The sequence below is a fragment of the Actinomadura sp. K4S16 genome (assembly GCF_008327685.1).
Classification (GTDB): Bacteria; Actinomycetota; Actinomycetes; order Streptosporangiales; family Streptosporangiaceae; genus Spirillospora.
This window is the reverse complement of the sequence record NZ_BDDE01000020.1, coordinates 1-14,837: the sequence shown is the minus strand read 5'-3', so window position 1 is coordinate 14,837 and position 14,837 is coordinate 1. Positions and strand designations below refer to the sequence as shown.

14 protein-coding genes, 1 tRNA gene and 1 pseudogene are annotated in these 14,837 nt (G+C 71.9%); 9 read left to right on the top strand and 7 right to left on the bottom strand.

Annotated features, from left to right (window positions below; all coding sequences use genetic code 11):
* Positions 1-10 precede the first annotated feature (10 nt).
* Genes K4S16_RS31465 through K4S16_RS31450 form a run of 4 tightly spaced genes read right to left on the bottom strand, consistent with a single transcriptional unit; the run spans position 11 to position 4,445 of the window.
* Positions 11-1,597 carry an FtsW/RodA/SpoVE family cell cycle protein gene (locus K4S16_RS31465; protein WP_149262709.1) on the bottom strand — a complete coding sequence of 529 codons (1,587 nt, stop codon included), beginning with the start codon at positions 1,595-1,597 and terminating at the stop codon, positions 11-13.
* Positions 1,598-3,184 (bottom strand): Stp1/IreP family PP2C-type Ser/Thr phosphatase, encoded by a 1,587-nt coding sequence (locus tag K4S16_RS31460; RefSeq protein ID WP_149262708.1) that lies wholly within the window; start codon positions 3,182-3,184, stop codon positions 1,598-1,600.
* Entirely contained in the window at positions 3,181-3,678 is a 498-nt protein-coding gene (locus K4S16_RS31455) for an FHA domain-containing protein (RefSeq protein WP_149262707.1), read from the bottom strand. Before K4S16_RS31455 ends, K4S16_RS31460 begins: the two co-directional genes overlap by 4 nt.
* A gap of 11 nt (positions 3,679-3,689) precedes the next feature.
* Entirely contained in the window at positions 3,690-4,445 is a 756-nt protein-coding gene (locus K4S16_RS31450; protein ID WP_067627928.1) for a DUF3662 and FHA domain-containing protein, read from the bottom strand.
* Positions 4,446-4,573: 128 nt separating this feature from the next.
* Between K4S16_RS31450 and K4S16_RS31445 the strand changes: the two genes are divergently transcribed.
* Positions 4,574-4,656 (top strand) — tRNA-Leu (locus K4S16_RS31445).
* Positions 4,657-4,845: 189 nt separating this feature from the next.
* On the top strand, positions 4,846-5,175 hold the full coding sequence (locus tag K4S16_RS31440) for a hypothetical protein (RefSeq protein WP_200842232.1): 330 nt from the start codon (positions 4,846-4,848) through the stop codon (positions 5,173-5,175).
* A 59-nt stretch (positions 5,176-5,234) separates the two neighbouring features.
* On the opposite strand, the gene K4S16_RS31435 is transcribed toward K4S16_RS31440, so the two are convergent.
* Positions 5,235-5,951 carry a hypothetical protein gene (locus K4S16_RS31435; RefSeq protein WP_149262706.1) on the bottom strand — a complete coding sequence of 239 codons (717 nt, stop codon included), beginning with the start codon at positions 5,949-5,951 and terminating at the stop codon, positions 5,235-5,237.
* Positions 5,952-6,145: 194 nt separating this feature from the next.
* On the opposite strand from K4S16_RS31435, the gene K4S16_RS31430 reads away from it, so the two are divergent.
* Both K4S16_RS31430 and K4S16_RS31425 read left to right on the top strand, forming a co-directional pair.
* A complete protein-coding gene (locus tag K4S16_RS31430) occupies positions 6,146-8,317 on the top strand; it encodes a sensor histidine kinase (protein ID WP_149262705.1) in 2,172 nt (723 codons plus the stop codon).
* A complete protein-coding gene (locus K4S16_RS31425; RefSeq protein WP_149262704.1) occupies positions 8,317-8,979 on the top strand; it encodes a response regulator transcription factor in 663 nt (220 codons plus the stop codon). Before K4S16_RS31430 ends, K4S16_RS31425 begins: the two co-directional genes overlap by 1 nt.
* A 24-nt stretch (positions 8,980-9,003) precedes the next feature.
* Here the strand turns inward: K4S16_RS31425 and K4S16_RS31420 are convergent.
* Together K4S16_RS31420 and K4S16_RS31415 are read right to left on the bottom strand one after the other, a co-directional pair.
* Positions 9,004-9,170: pseudogene (locus K4S16_RS31420) on the bottom strand (AAC(3) family N-acetyltransferase); the annotation flags it as partial.
* Between the two features lie 222 nt (positions 9,171-9,392).
* On the bottom strand, positions 9,393-10,478 hold the full coding sequence (locus K4S16_RS31415) for a DUF5937 family protein (RefSeq protein ID WP_149262702.1): 1,086 nt from the start codon (positions 10,476-10,478) through the stop codon (positions 9,393-9,395).
* Between the two features lie 99 nt (positions 10,479-10,577).
* On the opposite strand from K4S16_RS31415, the gene K4S16_RS31410 reads away from it, so the two are divergent.
* The 5 genes from K4S16_RS31410 to K4S16_RS31390 all read left to right on the top strand — a co-directional run bounded on the left by K4S16_RS31410 (position 10,578) and on the right by K4S16_RS31390 (position 14,649).
* Complete coding sequence (locus K4S16_RS31410) at positions 10,578-11,816, top strand: MFS transporter (protein WP_149262701.1); 1,239 nt, start codon at positions 10,578-10,580, stop codon at positions 11,814-11,816.
* Positions 11,817-12,159: 343 nt separating this feature from the next.
* On the top strand, positions 12,160-12,810 hold the full coding sequence (locus tag K4S16_RS31405; RefSeq protein ID WP_149262700.1) for a class I SAM-dependent methyltransferase: 651 nt from the start codon (positions 12,160-12,162) through the stop codon (positions 12,808-12,810).
* Positions 12,811-13,132: 322 nt separating this feature from the next.
* The gene (locus K4S16_RS31400; RefSeq protein ID WP_149262699.1) at positions 13,133-13,477 is read left to right on the top strand and encodes a helix-turn-helix transcriptional regulator; all 345 of its coding nucleotides are present in this window, start codon (positions 13,133-13,135) and stop codon (positions 13,475-13,477) included.
* Positions 13,478-13,480: 3 nt separating this feature from the next.
* The gene (locus K4S16_RS31395) at positions 13,481-13,987 is read left to right on the top strand and encodes an SRPBCC family protein (RefSeq protein WP_149262698.1); all 507 of its coding nucleotides are present in this window, start codon (positions 13,481-13,483) and stop codon (positions 13,985-13,987) included.
* 80 nt (positions 13,988-14,067) lie between these two features.
* Complete coding sequence (locus K4S16_RS31390; protein ID WP_235037189.1) at positions 14,068-14,649, top strand: dihydrofolate reductase family protein; 582 nt, start codon at positions 14,068-14,070, stop codon at positions 14,647-14,649.
* Positions 14,650-14,837 lie beyond the last annotated feature (188 nt).

Sequence of the window (14,837 nt, the reverse complement as noted above, 5' to 3'; positions counted from 1 at the left end):
AGGGGGGAAGTCACCTCGTGCTCACGATCTGGGTCATGCCCTCGTCCTGGATCGCCTGGGGGGCCGGCTTGCGCGCGTCGTGGCTCATCCGCACCAGGATCGCGATCAGGATCCAGTTGGCCATCAGCGACGAGCCGCCCTGGGACAGGAAGGGCGTCGTCAGACCGGTGAGCGGGATGAGCCGCGTGACGCCCCCGACGATCACGAAGACCTGCAGGGCCAGCACGAACGACACGCCGCCCGCGAACAGCTTCAGGAACGGGTCCCGCGCCGCCACGGCCGTCTTCATCCCGCGTTGCACGATCAACGCGTATATCAGCAGCAGCACCATCAGACCGGTGAGCCCGAGCTCCTCGCCCAGCGAGTCGAAGATGAAGTCGCTGAACGACAGGGGCGTCCGCCACGGCTCGCCCTGGCCGAGCCCGGTGCCGAGGACGCCGCCCTGGCCGAGCGCGAACAGGCCCTTCATGAGCTGCGCGCTGTCGGAGTACTCCCCGCCGAGCTCGGCGCAGGCCGAGAAGCCCGGCGAGCCGTCGCCCTGTGCCTTGAACCTCTTGTAGATCTCGGTGTCGGGGTTGACCGGGACGACCCTGCCGCTCTCCAGCAGGCAGCCGCCGTCGAAGTAGGGCTTCGGGTTCTGCCAGATGTCGATGCGCTGGTTCACGTGGCCCATGAACGGCAGCAGCGTCGCGATGAAGACGCCGACCGACAGCAGCCCGATGCCGATCAGCACCCACGACACCCGCTGGGTCGCGATGTACAGCATCGACACGAACAGGCCGAAGAACAGCAGCGCCGTACCGAGGTCCTTCTGCATGAACAGCACGCCCAGGCAGAAGAACCAGATCACCATGATCGGGCCGAGGTCGCGGGCCCGCGGCAGGCTGATCGGGCCGAACTTCTTGCCGATCAGCGACATCGCCTGCCGCTTGTTCACCAGGTAGCCGGCGAAGAACACGACCAGCAGCAGCTTCGCGAACTCGCCCGGCTGCACCGAGAACGGACCCAGATGGATCCACACCCGGGCGCCGTTGATCTCCGCGCCGATGCCGGGGACGATCGGCAGCAGCAGCAGAACGACCGCGCTGAGCCCGATCAGGTACGTGTAGCGCTGGGCGGTCTTCGGCGTGAACGACAGGGGCGCGTCCGGCTTGTCGGTGTCGCGCATGATCAGCACGGCGGCGACGAACAGGCCGATCCCGACGAACGTCCACATCAGCTGGCCGGGCGCGTCGGCGGCGTCGGGGAGCAGCTTCTTGCCCGCGGCCGCCGCGACCTTGCGGTCATGGCTGGTGTCGAGGTCCAGCCGGTAGATCATCGCCAGCCCGATGCCGTTCAGCGCCACGGCGAGCGGCAGCAGCAGCGGGTCGGCGTAGGGGGTGAACTTGGCCTGGATGAGGTAGGCGGCGAGGGCCAGCACGACCAGCCCGCCGCCGTAGATGAACAGGCCGCCGGGGATGTTCCCGTCACGCGCGAGGCCGACCTCCGCGAACGCCGACAGCGTCAGGACCATCGCGAAGACGAGAAGCGCCAGCGACGCCGCGTTGCGCCGCTGGTACGGGAGGTGGGCCCTGATCTGGTCGCCGATCGATTGCATCTACGAGCTCCCCCCGCTCGAGGGGCAGTCCTTGATGGACGGGCTGCGCTTCTTGCACTCTTCCCGGCGCGCGCCGAGCTGGTCGAGCCTGGTCTGCGCCGCCTTCTGCCCGATGAACACGAGGGTGCCCTTCTGGACCGCGGAGACGTCCGAGGCGGGGAGTTCGTCGATCCGGACGCCGCTCTTCTTGACGTCGGTCTGCCGGCAGTTCTGCTGCTCCCGGCCCTTCACCATGACGACCTCGCCGTCCTTCTCGACCAGCGAGTACTTGCAGACGGCGGTCTCCAGCTGCTTCAGCGCGTTCGGGCCGTCGACGGTGTAGGTGTCCTTGACCTGCTGCTGGAGGTCCTGCGGGAGGTCGGCGACCAGGATCGGCTGCTTCGGCTGGTCCTTCTTGGCCGCCTCGCGGGACAGGCTGAGGCCCGGCACCTTCTGCGTCGTCCCGCGGTAGAGGACGACCTCGCCGGCCTTGTTCGCGCCGATGTAGTAGCCGTTCCGGACGTTCTGCAGCAGCACGAACCCGCCCGCGACGACGCCCACGACGACCACGCCCGCGACCACGACCAGCCACGTCCAGCGGCGCGTGCCGCTCCGCCTCGCCTGCATCTGCTGCGCCTGCGGCATCGCGCCCGGCGCCGGCGGGGGGCCCATCGGGTCGCCCATCGGCATCGGGGCCTGCGGCGGCGGCATCTCGTCGACCGCCACCGGCGGCTGCGGCCGGGTGTCGCGCAGCTGCGCGGCCCGCCCGGCCGGGGTGTCGGCGACGGTCGTGTTAGGGCCCGTCCCGCCGCCCGGCGGCTCCGGCGGCGCCGCGTTCGCCGCCGCGCCCACCGCGTGGCCGGGGCCGCCCGTCGGGGGCTGGCGCTCCAGGTCCACGACGTCGGCGACGACGCAGGTGATGTTGTCGGGGCCGCCGCCCCGGTTCGCCAGGTCGATCAGCTGCCGGACGGCCTGCTCGGGGTCGTCCACGTCCGTGAGCACCTGGAAGATCGTCTCCGCCGTGACGACGCCCGACAGGCCGTCCGAGCACAGCAGGTACCGGTCGCCGACCTTCGCCTCGCGCAGCGACAGGTCGGGGTCGACCTCGCCGCGGCCGTCCAGCGCCCGCAGCAGCAGCGACCGCTGCGGATGCGAGGCCGCCTCGTCCGGGCTGATCCGGCCCTCGTCGACCAGCGACTGCACCAGCGTGTGGTCGTGCGTGATCTGGAACAGGCTGCCGTCGCGCAGCAGGTAGGCGCGCGAGTCACCGATGTGCACCAGCGCGACCTGGTTGCCCGCCCACAGCATCGCCGTCAGCGTCGTCCCCATGCCCTGCAGGGCCGGGTCGGACTCCACAATGCGGTGCAGGTTGTCGTTCGCCGTCTTGACCGTGTGCTCCAGCGCGGCGAGCAGCTCGGTGGCGGGGAGGTCCTTGTCGAGCGCCCGGAGGGCCTCTATCGCGGCGGCGCTCGCGATCTCGCCGCCGACGTGCCCGCCCATCCCGTCGGCCACCGCGAGCAGGTGCGCGCCCGCGTACGCCGAGTCCTCGTTGCCCTCGCGCAGCATGCCCACGTCGGAGCGCGCGGCGTAGCGGATTCCCAGAGTCATTTGCGCAGCTCGATCACGGTCTTGCCGATACGGACCGGGACGCCCGGCGGGACCGGCATCGGCCGGCTCACCTTCGTGCGTCCGAGATACGTCCCGTTGGTCGAGCCGAGATCTTCCACGATCCACTGACCGTCCTGCGCGAAAATTCGGGCATGGCGGCTCGAAGCGTAGTCGTCGGTCACGACGAGCGTGGCGTCATTGGCACGGCCGATGGTGATGGGCACCCCCGTGAGGTCGATGACGGTGCCGGCCCGCTCGCCCTGGACGACCACCAGCTTCGTCGGGGCGCCGTTCTGGGCGCTGCGCTGCGGGCGCGGCGGCTTCGGCTGCCTCGCCGCCTTGGGGGGACGGGGCTGGGACGCGCGTGTGGCCGCCTTGGTCGCGGCCTTGGAGCCGAACAGGTCGGCCCTGATCACGCCGACGGCCGCGATGACGAACAGCCACAGCACCGCCAGGAACGCCAGCTTGATCAGCGTGAGGGTGAATGGGGACATCGGAGTCGGGGTTACTCCCTATCGCGGCGGAACACAAGGGTCGTGCGGCCCATCGTGACCCGGGAGCCGTCGACCAGCGTGACCCGCCGGATCGGCTGCCCGTTCACGAACGAGCCGTTGGTCGACCCTAGATCCACGAGAGCGATTTCGGGACCTTCTACGCGGATCTCGGCATGGTGCCGGGACACGCCAGGGTCGACGAGGCGCAGGTCGCAGTCGGTGCCGCGACCCAGCAGGGTCACTGGGGTGTTGATCTCATAGGTGCGCTGAGTCGTGTCCGATCCCTCCACCGCCGTGGTCACCAGCAGGCGCGGATGCCCCCCGAACACCCCGCCCCGGCCGCCCTGCGGCACGTCGCTCACCGGCCGGCGGATCTCCCCGCCCTCGACCGTCGAGCCCCGGATCACCCCCGACCTGATGCGGAACATGCCCGTGGCGAGATCGCCCGCGTTCTCGAACCGCACGCGCACCGGACCGACGAAGGAGTACCCCTGCTCCTTCGCGTACTCGCGCGCCAGATTCGCCAGCTCCTGGCTCAGGCTGTCGGCGTACACCTGGAGCCGCTGCCCGTCCTGCTGAGAGATCTCGACGACGAAGTCGTTCGGAACGAGCGTGCGGCCCTGTGCCACGATCGCCGCCCGATCGTCCATCTCGCGCTGCACAGCACTGGCCACTTCGACCGGCTGCAGCTCAGACTTGAAGGCACGGGCGAAGGCCCCTTCGACCATGCCCTCGAGCCGTCGCTCGAAGCGCTGAATGACGCCCACGGGCACCTCCCTTCCCCACTGGTAGACGATCGTATCGGTGCGAAGGTTCGCTCGGCGTATCTGGATACCTAACCACTCCCGACCCCGTGCTAGCCTTTTCAGGCACCCGGAAACGGGACGGCGCCCACGGGCGGGTGGCGGAACGGCAGACGCGCACGGTTCAGGTCCGTGTGTCCGAAAGGATGTGAGGGTTCAAATCCCTCCTCGCCCACACAGGGGTACAGACGAAAGTCGTAGCCCCACAGTGACGGAACAGACCCCGGAGCAGCAAGCTCCGGGGTCTTCGTCGTTACGGAGGCCAGTCTTCTGTGACCGCAGCGACCGAAACGGCACGCGCGCAGGAGGACGCCTCGGCCCTTGGGTCCGGTTTGTGGTGGTGTGCCGGCCGCTGGCGCCGCGCATGGCCGGGCGCTTGGTCGATGCGGTCAAGACCGCCCTGGACGCCCAGAGCGTCGTGGTTCCCGGCACCGCCGCGGCCGCGGCCGTCCGGCCCCACCTGGCCCGGTCCCTGCGATCTGTCCACGACCAGTGCGAACAGGTCGCGGCCCAGGTGGAGGAGATCCTTGATGCCCACCCTCTCGCCAAGGTCCTGATCCCGATGCCCGGCATCGGGATCAGGACCCGCGCACGCATCTGCCCGGCCCGCCGCCGCAGCGACGCCATCTACGCCATGCTTGACGACAAACAGCCCTACCAGCCGACACGCAAACCCGCTGCACGAGCAGCTTGACGAATCCCATAGGGACACCCCCCCGTGAACCACTCCGCCCCGGGCGGACGGGGCGCCGATCAGCGGGGTGCCAGGACGTCCGCCGGGCGCAGCGCCAGCCACACCCCCACCACCGTGTAGGTGCCCAGCAGCCATGCCGCGCTGACCAGGGTGGCCGCGCTCCCGCCGGCGGCCTGCCCCGCCATCGACACCGGCAGCCACAGCCCGCACAGCGGGAGGTACCAGCGCAGCGGGCCGCGGTAGCGGCCGACCTTCAGCACCGCGATGCCGAGGACCAGCATCCCCAGGTTGGACAGCGGCCAGCACGCGTCGATGATCGCCAGCCAGGGCGGCAGGTCCTCGTACGTGTGGCCCACATACGACATCGAGAGCAGGTTGAACAGGAACGCGCCGGGCGTCAGCGCCAGCACCGCGATCGGGAACGCCCGCCCCTTCCGCGCGCCCGTCCCCCCGGTGCGCAGCACGACCAGCGCCAGGCAGAACAGCCCGGCCACATAGCCGAGCCCGGTCACGCAGTCCACCAGCGTGATCCCCTTCTTGACCTCCTCCCCGACGACGACGAGCCCCACCGCCCACACCGCCGCGCCGGCGGCCAGCATCACCCCCGCCAGGCGCACCGCGGCCGCCGTCCGCGGCGCGGGCAGCCCCGACCCCCCGGAGGCCGCGGGCGCGCCGGCCTGGCCCATGTTGACGAGCCTGCTGCGTTCCACGCGGACCGGCGGCTCCGGCGGGTGCGGGTGTTCCGTGGGGTCCTGTCCCATCGGCCGTATCGACATGCTCACTCCACGATCTTCCGTGCGGCGCCCCCTGCGCCGCGGTACGTCCACCATCGGCGGGGGACGTCCCGGGCGGGCAGGGGCGGCGCGCACTCCGCCGTCCCGGATCTGCCCGGCCGGACCGGGATAACGTCCCCGCTGGTCAGGGGCGCCCGTCCCGGCCCGCGGGACGGCGGGCATGGGATCCTCGGTGCGTGAGAAAACCGCTCCCTGCCTCCCGTTTCCGGTGGTCCGGGCGGTGGCTCACGACCGCGGCGGTGGCCGCGGCCGTCGCCGTCGCCGCGGGTACCGCCGCCGGGTTCTGGCTCGACGCGCTGAACGGCGACGGCCGCCGTCCCGAGCCCCTGGCCTGGTCGGCCTGGGGCTCCACGGTGCCGGGGCTGGCGCTGGCGCTGGCCGGCGCGATCCTGGCCACCCGCCTGCCCCGGCACGTGATGACCTGGCTGCTGGTCGGCGGCGGCGTGCTGGCGTGCGGCAACGGCGTGGCCGCCGCGTACGCGTCGTTCTCGCTGCTGGAACATCGCGGCGCCCTGCCGCTGACCTCGCTCGCCGCCTACGTCGGCGGCCGCACCGGCCCCTCGCTCAACCTCATCCCGCCGCTGTTCCTGCTGTTCTTCCCCGACGGGCGGCTGCCCTCGCCGCGCTGGCGGTGGCCGGTGGGCATCTCGCTGGCCTGCACCGGGCTGGCGCTGCTGTTCGGCCTGACCGCCCCGTGGCGAGTCTTCGTCTCCGCCGAAGGCGAGAGCCCGGACGCCCCGAGCATGGCCGGCCTGGCGCTGGACCCGACCACGCCGCCGCTGCCCGACGCCGCATGGCGCACGCTGCTCGGCCTCATCCTGCCGCTCATCGCCGTCAGCCTGTTCGTGCCGGTCGCGGCGTTCGTCCGCCGGTTCTTCGGCGCCGACCCCGAACGGCGGGCGCAGCTGCGGTGGATGCTGCTGGCCGCGCTGCTGAACCTCGCCCTGATGGCCGTCCCGCTGCTCGCGCCGGGGAACTGGGTGAACGACGCCGCGTTCGCCGCCGGGTTGGTGGCGCTGGCCGCCGCCGTGCTGATCGCGGTGTCCCGGTACCGGCTGTACGAGGTGGACCTGCTGCTCGGCCGCACCCTGCTGTACGGGGGGCTGGCGGCCGCGGTGGTCGCCATCGACATGGCCGTGTTCCTGAGCGTGGGCACGCTGCTCGACGAGCCGCTGGCCGCGATCACCGGCGCCGGCGTCGTGGCCGTGCTGTACGCGCCGCTGCGGGCCCGGCTGCAGCGCTCCGTGGCCCGGCTGGTGACCGGCCGCGGCGACCCGTACGACGTGGTGTCGGCGCTGGCGCGCCGCCTGGAGGACTCCAGCGGCTCGGGCGAGCTGCTGGTGGAGGTCGCGCAGGCGGTGGGCGCCGCGTTCCGGTCGCCCTACGTGCGGGTGGAGATGAACCGCACCGACGGGCACACCGTCGTCGCCGAGCACGGCACCGCGAGCGCCGGCGCGGTGGTCCTGCCGGTGGCCTACCGGGGCGTGCCGATCGGCCGGCTCACCCTCGTGCCGCAGACCGGGACGCGCCTGTCGGACGCCGACCAGCGGCTGCTGGCCGACGTGGTCCGGCAGGCCGCCGCCGCCGTCCGCGCCACCGCGCTGACCGAGGAACTGCAGCGCAGCCGGGAACACCTGGTCACCAGCGTGGCCGAGGAACGCCGGCGGCTGCGCCGCGACATGCACGACGGGCTCGGCCCCGCCCTGGCCGCCGCCGCCCTGAAGATCGAGGCCGCCCGCAACCTGGCGGCCCGCGACCCCGCCGCCGCCGACCGGACCCTGGCCGACGTGCGCCGCGACCTGTCGGCCGTGCTCGCCGACGTGCGCCGCCTGGTGCACGACCTGCGCCCGCCCGCCCTCGACCAGTTCGGGCTGGTCGGCGCCGTCCAGCGGCAGATCAGCCGGTTCGACGGCGCCGGCCTGGCCATCACCCTCGACCTCGGCGCACCGGGCGCCGCCGCCGGCTCCGGCGAGGCGCTGGCGGACCTGCCGGCCGCGGTCGAGGTCGCCGGCTACCGCATCGTCTGCGAGGCGCTGGCCAACGTCACCCGGCACGCCGCCGCGAGCCGCTGCACCGTGCGCCTGGCCGCGCCCGCGGACGCCCTGGAGATTGAGATCACCGACAACGGCCGCGGGATGGCGCCGGACGCCGTCGTCGGCGTCGGACTGCTCGGGATGCGCGAGCGGGCCGAGGAACTCGGCGGGCAGTGCACGGTGACCTCTCTGCCGTGCGGCGGGACACGGGTGCACGCCGTCATCCCGTACCGCGCCTCGGCGCGGCGGCACGACCACGAGAAGCGGGACGCCGGGATAGAGTCGCTGCCCGCCGCCGACCTGGGAGGAGCCTGATGACCGCTGCGGAACGGCCTCGGGTGCTGCTGGCCGACGACCATCCGATCTATCGCGATGGCCTGTCGCTGATGCTGACCTCCACCGGCGCCGTGGAGGTGGTCGGCACCGCGGCCGACGGCGTCGACGCCGTCGACATGGCGCGGCGGCTGCAACCGCATGTGGTCGTGATGGACCTGCAGATGCCCAAGCTGGACGGCATCGAGGCGACCCGCCGCATCACCGGCAGGCACCCCGACATCGCGGTGCTGGCGCTGACGATGCACGAGGACGACGAGAGCGTCCTGGCCGCCATGCTCGCCGGCGCCCGCGGCTACCTGGTCAAGGGCGCCGACCAGGCCGAGATCCTGCGCGCCATCACCGCCGTCGCCAACGGCGAGATCATCTTCGGTCCCGCGCTGGCCGCGCGGGTCACCGCGTACTTCGCCAGGCTCGCCGCCCCCCGCGCCACCGAGCCGGACCCGTTCCCCCACCTCACCGCGCGCGAACGCGAGGTGCTCACGCTCATCGCCGGGGGCCTGACCAACCGCCAGATCGCCGACCGGCTGTCGCTGTCGCCCAAGACGATCCGCAACAACGTCTCCGCCGTGCTCGCCAAACTCCAGGTCGCCGACCGCACCCAGGCCGTCCTGCGCGCCCGCGAGGCCGGCCTCGGCCCCTGACCCCGCCCACCGCACGCGCGTTCGTCAGCGGAGCCTGCTCTCGATCCAGGTGACGGCGTAGTCGACGGCTTGCGACGCCTCGAACAGGTGACTGTCGGCGGCGCCGACCCTGCCCTTCCGGCCGATTCCCTCGGCGAGCATGTCCTCGGCGATGACCGCGAACGGGTCCCGCCCTCGGGCACCCGCCGCCCTCATCCGCCTGGCCCATCCGATCGACGACGAACGGTACGCCCTCATCGCCGACATCTAGTCACCCGGCGACGCCCACCACGAGAGCCGTACGGCGTCGACGCGCGGCGAGCGCCTTCGGCCATGCCCGTAGAGGTACCGACCATGTGGCCGGTGGTGCTGGTGATGTTGCCGAACGGTGCCGGTCAGGCGGCGTCGTCGGGTGTCCCGGGTGCTCGGCCCGCTCAGCGCAGGACGGCCGCCAGCAGGTCGGCCCCCAGTGCGGTCAGATCGGTCAACTTCGCGGTGTACCGAACGTAGCGGCCCTGCCGCTGGGCCGTGAGCAGGCCTGCGCGGCGCAGGACGGCGAGGTGGCGGGAGACCTCCGGGGGCGAGAGCTCCCAGGCGTGGGCCAGCTCACCGGTGGTGTGCGGGCCGCGGGCCAGGGTGCGCAGCAGCCGCAGCCGGACCGGATGCGCGAGCGCCTCCAGCCGTAGCGTGACCGTTTCCAGCGATACCGGTTCCGATGGACTCGCCTCGGCGACGGGGTACTGCACCACCGGCTGCCACCCGGGCGCGTAGACCGCCACCAGATGCGGGCGGCCGAAGACGCTGGGGAGGAAGGTGACCCCGGTGCCGCGGGCGGCGGTCGCGCTGTCCTGCAGCTTGTCCACGATGATGTGGTCCCCGTCCGGTGCCAGGGTCACGGCGCTGGAGACCGACGCGAGTGCCGCCCTGACGCCCTGCTGCTTCAGCAGGTCGTTCTTCAGACGCAGGTCGGTGGCCAGTTGCGCGGCGACGCCCGTCCAGGCGAGGTCGAAGAAGGCCTCGGCGCACTGTTCGAGGGTGTCGCGCACCCGGGCTCGCACGCCGGCCGGGTCCGCGAGCAGCCGTTCCGCGAACGCCTCCTGGAGCGCGCCGCGGGCCTGGGCCAGGTCCAGGGCCCGCTCGCGCGCCGCCGCGTCGGCGAGCGGCGACGGCGCGGCGAAGTGGACCCGGTTGCTGCCGCACGTGGTGATGAGCGCGGCGGTCACATAGGTCTCGTCGTCGATCCGGTCCACCTCGTCCAACTCCTCGGCGAGGGTCGGCCGGGGACGAGCGGGGACCAGGAAGTCCGCTCGTGAGGAACGCCAGAGGAACTCCGCCTCCCTGAGCCGCTCGGCAAGCTCCGGTCGCAGTCCGGCCCAGACGCCCCCGGCCCAGCCGGCGAGCCCCGGGTGATGCCCGGGTTCGGCCAGCACGTGCAGCATCGCGGTCAGCTCGGCCAGCGGGGAGGCGGCGAACCGCAGCCGCCCGGCGGGCAGATCGCCGATGTCGATCCTCAACGTCATCCCTTCATCCTCGCTGGTCGGACGGCCTACCGCCGTCTCGGTTGACGGTCTTCGTCAACCGAGACGGCCGGCCGGGCGGCCGGACGCACCGTTGACGCCATGGCGACCACCACCGAGATCCACCCGCGCGCCCTCCTCCGTGCCTCCGGAGGCCCCCGCTATGCCGTCGCCCTGGCGGTGGACGCGCTCGGCACCGGCTTGCTGCGGCCCTTTCTGCTGCTCTACGGGGTGATGGTGCTGAGGCTGTCCGCGTCGGGCACCGGCATCGCCATGACGGCCGGCGTCGTCGCGGGGCTGGTGTGCATGCCCGCTGTCGGCCGTTGGATCGACCGGGGCGCACGCAGCACGGTCGTGGCGGCATCGATGCTGGTGAGGGTGCTGGGCGTGGCGCTGCTGCTGGCCGCTCCCGCAGGGCACGCCTGGCTGTTCGCGGCGGCGGCGCTCTTCCTCGGTATCGGCAACCAGGCGTGGCCGGCCGCCCACGCCGCCCTCGTGGCCACGGTCGCCCACGGCCGCGAACGCGACGCCGCTCTCGCGGGAGGCCGCGCCCTGCGCAACGCCGGCCTGGGCGCGGGCGCCCTCCTCGCCACCGCATGCCTTGCGGGCGGCGCCACCGCGCTGCAGGCGCTGGCGGCCGTCACCGGGCTCGCCTATCTCGCTGCGGCCGCCTTGGCATGGTCGGTCCGCCTGCGCACGCGTCCGGCTGTTCCGGCCAAGGGCGGGGTCGGCGGCCCCGCACCTCGGATGCGTGCGCTGCTGGCCGCCAACGTGGTCTACGTCTTCTGTCTCAACGTCCCCGAAATCGCGGTGCCTCTGGTCCTGGTGACCCAGTTGCACGCATCCCCGCTGTGGTCGGCGGGCGTCTTCGTGGCGAACACGGTGCTGGTGGTCACCCTGCAAGTGCCGGTCACCGTCCTGATGTCCCGCTTCTCCCGGCGGACCGTGCTGGCTCTCGCCGGCGTGGTACTCGCCGCGTCCTACCTCGGTTTCCTGGCGGCCACGTCGCCGGGACACCGCTGGAGTGCCCCGGCCGTCGCCGCGGTCTCCCTGGTCTGCGCCATCGGCGAGATCATCTATGCCGGCAGCGCCACCGCGCTCGTCACCGCCCTCGCCCCGGCCCCGGTCCTCGGACGCGCCCTCGCCCGCTTCCAGCTCTCCACCGGCTTCGGCCTCGCCGTCTCCCCGGCGGTCATCACCGCTCTCGCCTCCTGCGGCCCGCTCGCCCTCTGGGGCGGCCTCGCCGCTTCGACGCTCCTCTCCGCCTCGGCCGTCGCCACCGAGAAAGATCAAGGAACACGCCCGGCTGGTCGCCGCCGCCCGGCGAGAGCGGACTCGTGAGCTCGGCGGTCGCCCCGGGGCCGGCTTGAAGCAGCGGCGGCGGACTTTCACTGGCTTCTTGTGCCGGGACTTCGCCATTAGCGTCAAAGCAAGGCGTCCTGTTCACCGGCGGGTGCCTCGCCCGTGCACCGCTCATTCGAGAGGAGTGGAAGATGATCTTACTGAGCCGGGGGCGGTCCTCTGTGACCGTAGAGGCCGAGGGGCCGGAGCGCTCGTCAGAGTGGCCCGGCTCCTCGGCCCGCTCTTTACTGGGCGCACCCGGGCGCCCTGGGCGGCGTGCGACTGAATGAACGCCCAGCACCTGACCGGGTCGACTGTCGGTGCTCGATGGCACATTGCTTCAATGCCTGAACTCGGATCGATCTCTGCTTTCTGGGACGCGGCCGCCGACTCCTTCGACGAGGAAGCCGATCACGGCTTGCGCGACCCGGGGGTCCGGGCCGCCTGGGCTGACCGCCTGCGTTCATGGATGCCCGCCGCGCCAGCCAGGATCCTGGATCTGGGCTGCGGGACCGGCTCGGTCTCCCTGCTGCTGGCGGAGCACGGGCACCTTCTCGTCGGGGTGGACCTGTCCGCCCGCATGATCGAAGTCGCCCAGGGCAAGATGCGCCGGCACCGGCGGCAGGTCATGCTCCTGGTGGGAGACGCCGGCGATCCGCCGCCCCAGGCCGGAAACTCCTTCGACGTCGTCCTCACCCGGCACCTGATTTGGACACTGCCCGACCCGCAGACGGCATTGCGCCGCTGGACAAGCCTGCTGCGGCCGGGCGGCCGCCTGATCCTCATTGAAGGCCGCTGGGGAACCGTCGACGACGACATGCCCTACACGCCCGGAGCAACGCCGTTGCCCTGGAGCGGTGGAGTGACCGCGGAACACCTCTCCGAAGCCGTCCGTCCACTGGTTCGAGACCTGCGGACCGAGCCGCTGGACGATCCGGTCCTCTGGGGCCATCCGATCGACGACGAACGGTACGCCCTCATCGCCGACATCTAGTCACCCGGCGACGCCCACTACGAGAGCCGTACGGCGTCGACGCGCGGCGAGCGCCCTTCGGGCATGCCTGTAGAGGTGCTGGTCCTGTGGCCGGTGGTGCTGGTGATGTTGCCGAACGGTGCCGGTCAGCGGCATGGGCTGGGCGGCCGCGATGCCGCTCTACCTGATGCTGGGCCGGGCACATTTCGCGATGGACCACGGTCCCCGCCGCGCACCCCGGGGCTCGGCGGCCGGCTTGGTGGTGTCGGTGGCGATCGTCATCTGGCAAGACCCGACGATCCTCCGACCTGTCGCATTCCGATATGGGCATATGATGACGGCCATGGCACGGGCAGCGACGACGTCGGACGTCTTCAACGCGATCGCCGAGCCGCAGCGCCGGGAGATCCTGGCGCTGCTGCGGGCTGGTGAGCGGTCGGTGACCGAGTTGGCCCGGGAGTTGGGGATGACCCAGCCGGGGGCGTCCAAGCACCTGCGAGTGCTCCGGGAGGTCGGGCTGGTGCGGGACCGCAAGGCAGGCAAGCAGCGCCTCTACGACCTGGACGCCCGCGGGCTGCGGCCGATCCATGAGTGGACGGGCGGGTTCGAGCGGTACTGGAACGAGAGCTTCGACCGGCTGGACGCGTACGTGCAGGACCTGAAGCGGGCAAGGCAGGAAGAGGAGTAGCTGATGAGCGCGACGGGACGAGGAGCGCCGGCGCAGTCCGCGACGGCTGACCGCGAGATCGTCATCTCCCGGGCCATCGACGCCCCACGGGAGTTGGTGTTCGAGGCGTTCACCGAGGTGCGGCACCTGTCGCAATGGTGGGGGCCCGATGGGTTCACCACCACCACGCGGGCGTTCGAGTTCCGCGTCGGCGGGGAGTGGGACTTCGTGATGCACGGGCCGGACGGGACGGACTACCCCGAGTGGATCTCCTGGACCGAGATCGCCCCACCGGAGCGGATCGCGCTGCTGCACGGCGAGTCCCGCGACGACCCCGACGCCTTCGAGTCTGTCCTGACGTTCGCGTCCGACGGTGCGGCGACCCGGATCGAGATGCGCACGGTGTTCCCGACCAAGGAACTGCGTGACGAGGCGGCCGAGAAGTACCACGCGATCGAGGGCGGCCGGCAGACGCTGGGCAACCTCGCCGCCTACGTCACCGAGATCGTTCGGAAGGGGGCGGAGGGCTGAGGCCGGGAAACGCTCAGGGTTGAGGAACATCAGTCACAGACCACTAGATGGAGTTCATGGTGTCGGATACCACCTGCCATATGTCGATCTCACTGGACGGCTTCGTCGCCGGACCTGACCAGAGCCGTGAGGCCCCGCTGGGAAAGCGGGGGCGGGAGTTGCACGGCTGGCACATGGGCGACCCGCGGGCCAACGAAGCGGACAAGATCGCCAACGAGTGGCTGATGCGCCCGCGGGGCGCATACGTCATGGGCCGCAACATGTTCGGCCCGATCCGCGGGGACTGGGACGCGGACTGGTCGGGCTGGTGGGGCCCCGAACCGCCGTATCACGCGCCGGTGTTCGTGCTGACCCACCACCCCCACGATCCGATCACGATGGACGGGGGGACGACGTTCCACTTCGTCACCGAAGGCTTCGACGCGGCGTACTCCGCGGCGTGCCAGGCCGCAGGCGACAAGGGCGTGGACATCGCCGGCGGTGCCTCGACCGTCCGGCAGGCACTGGCGGCCGGGGTGATCGACGAACTCACCCTCGACATCGCGCCCGTTCTGCTCGGTTCGGGCGAGCGGATCTTCGACGGGGTCGACTTCGGCTTCGAGCCCGCCGAGGTGCTTCACTCCCCGCTGGCCACCCACGTCCGCTACCGCCGTATCAGCTGACCCTCGGCCCGCCGCCGCGCTGAGCCCGACGTCCTCTCGGATCACGACGAAGAGCACGGCGATTCCGTGCGGGACGGCGTGCGGCTGATGGCCGCCGGGATGTTCGCTGAGATCGCGGGCTACCAAGGACGGACGGCCCAGGCGCGCGCCTACGAAGACCGGGGTCACAGCGCCCCGTTCGACCACGG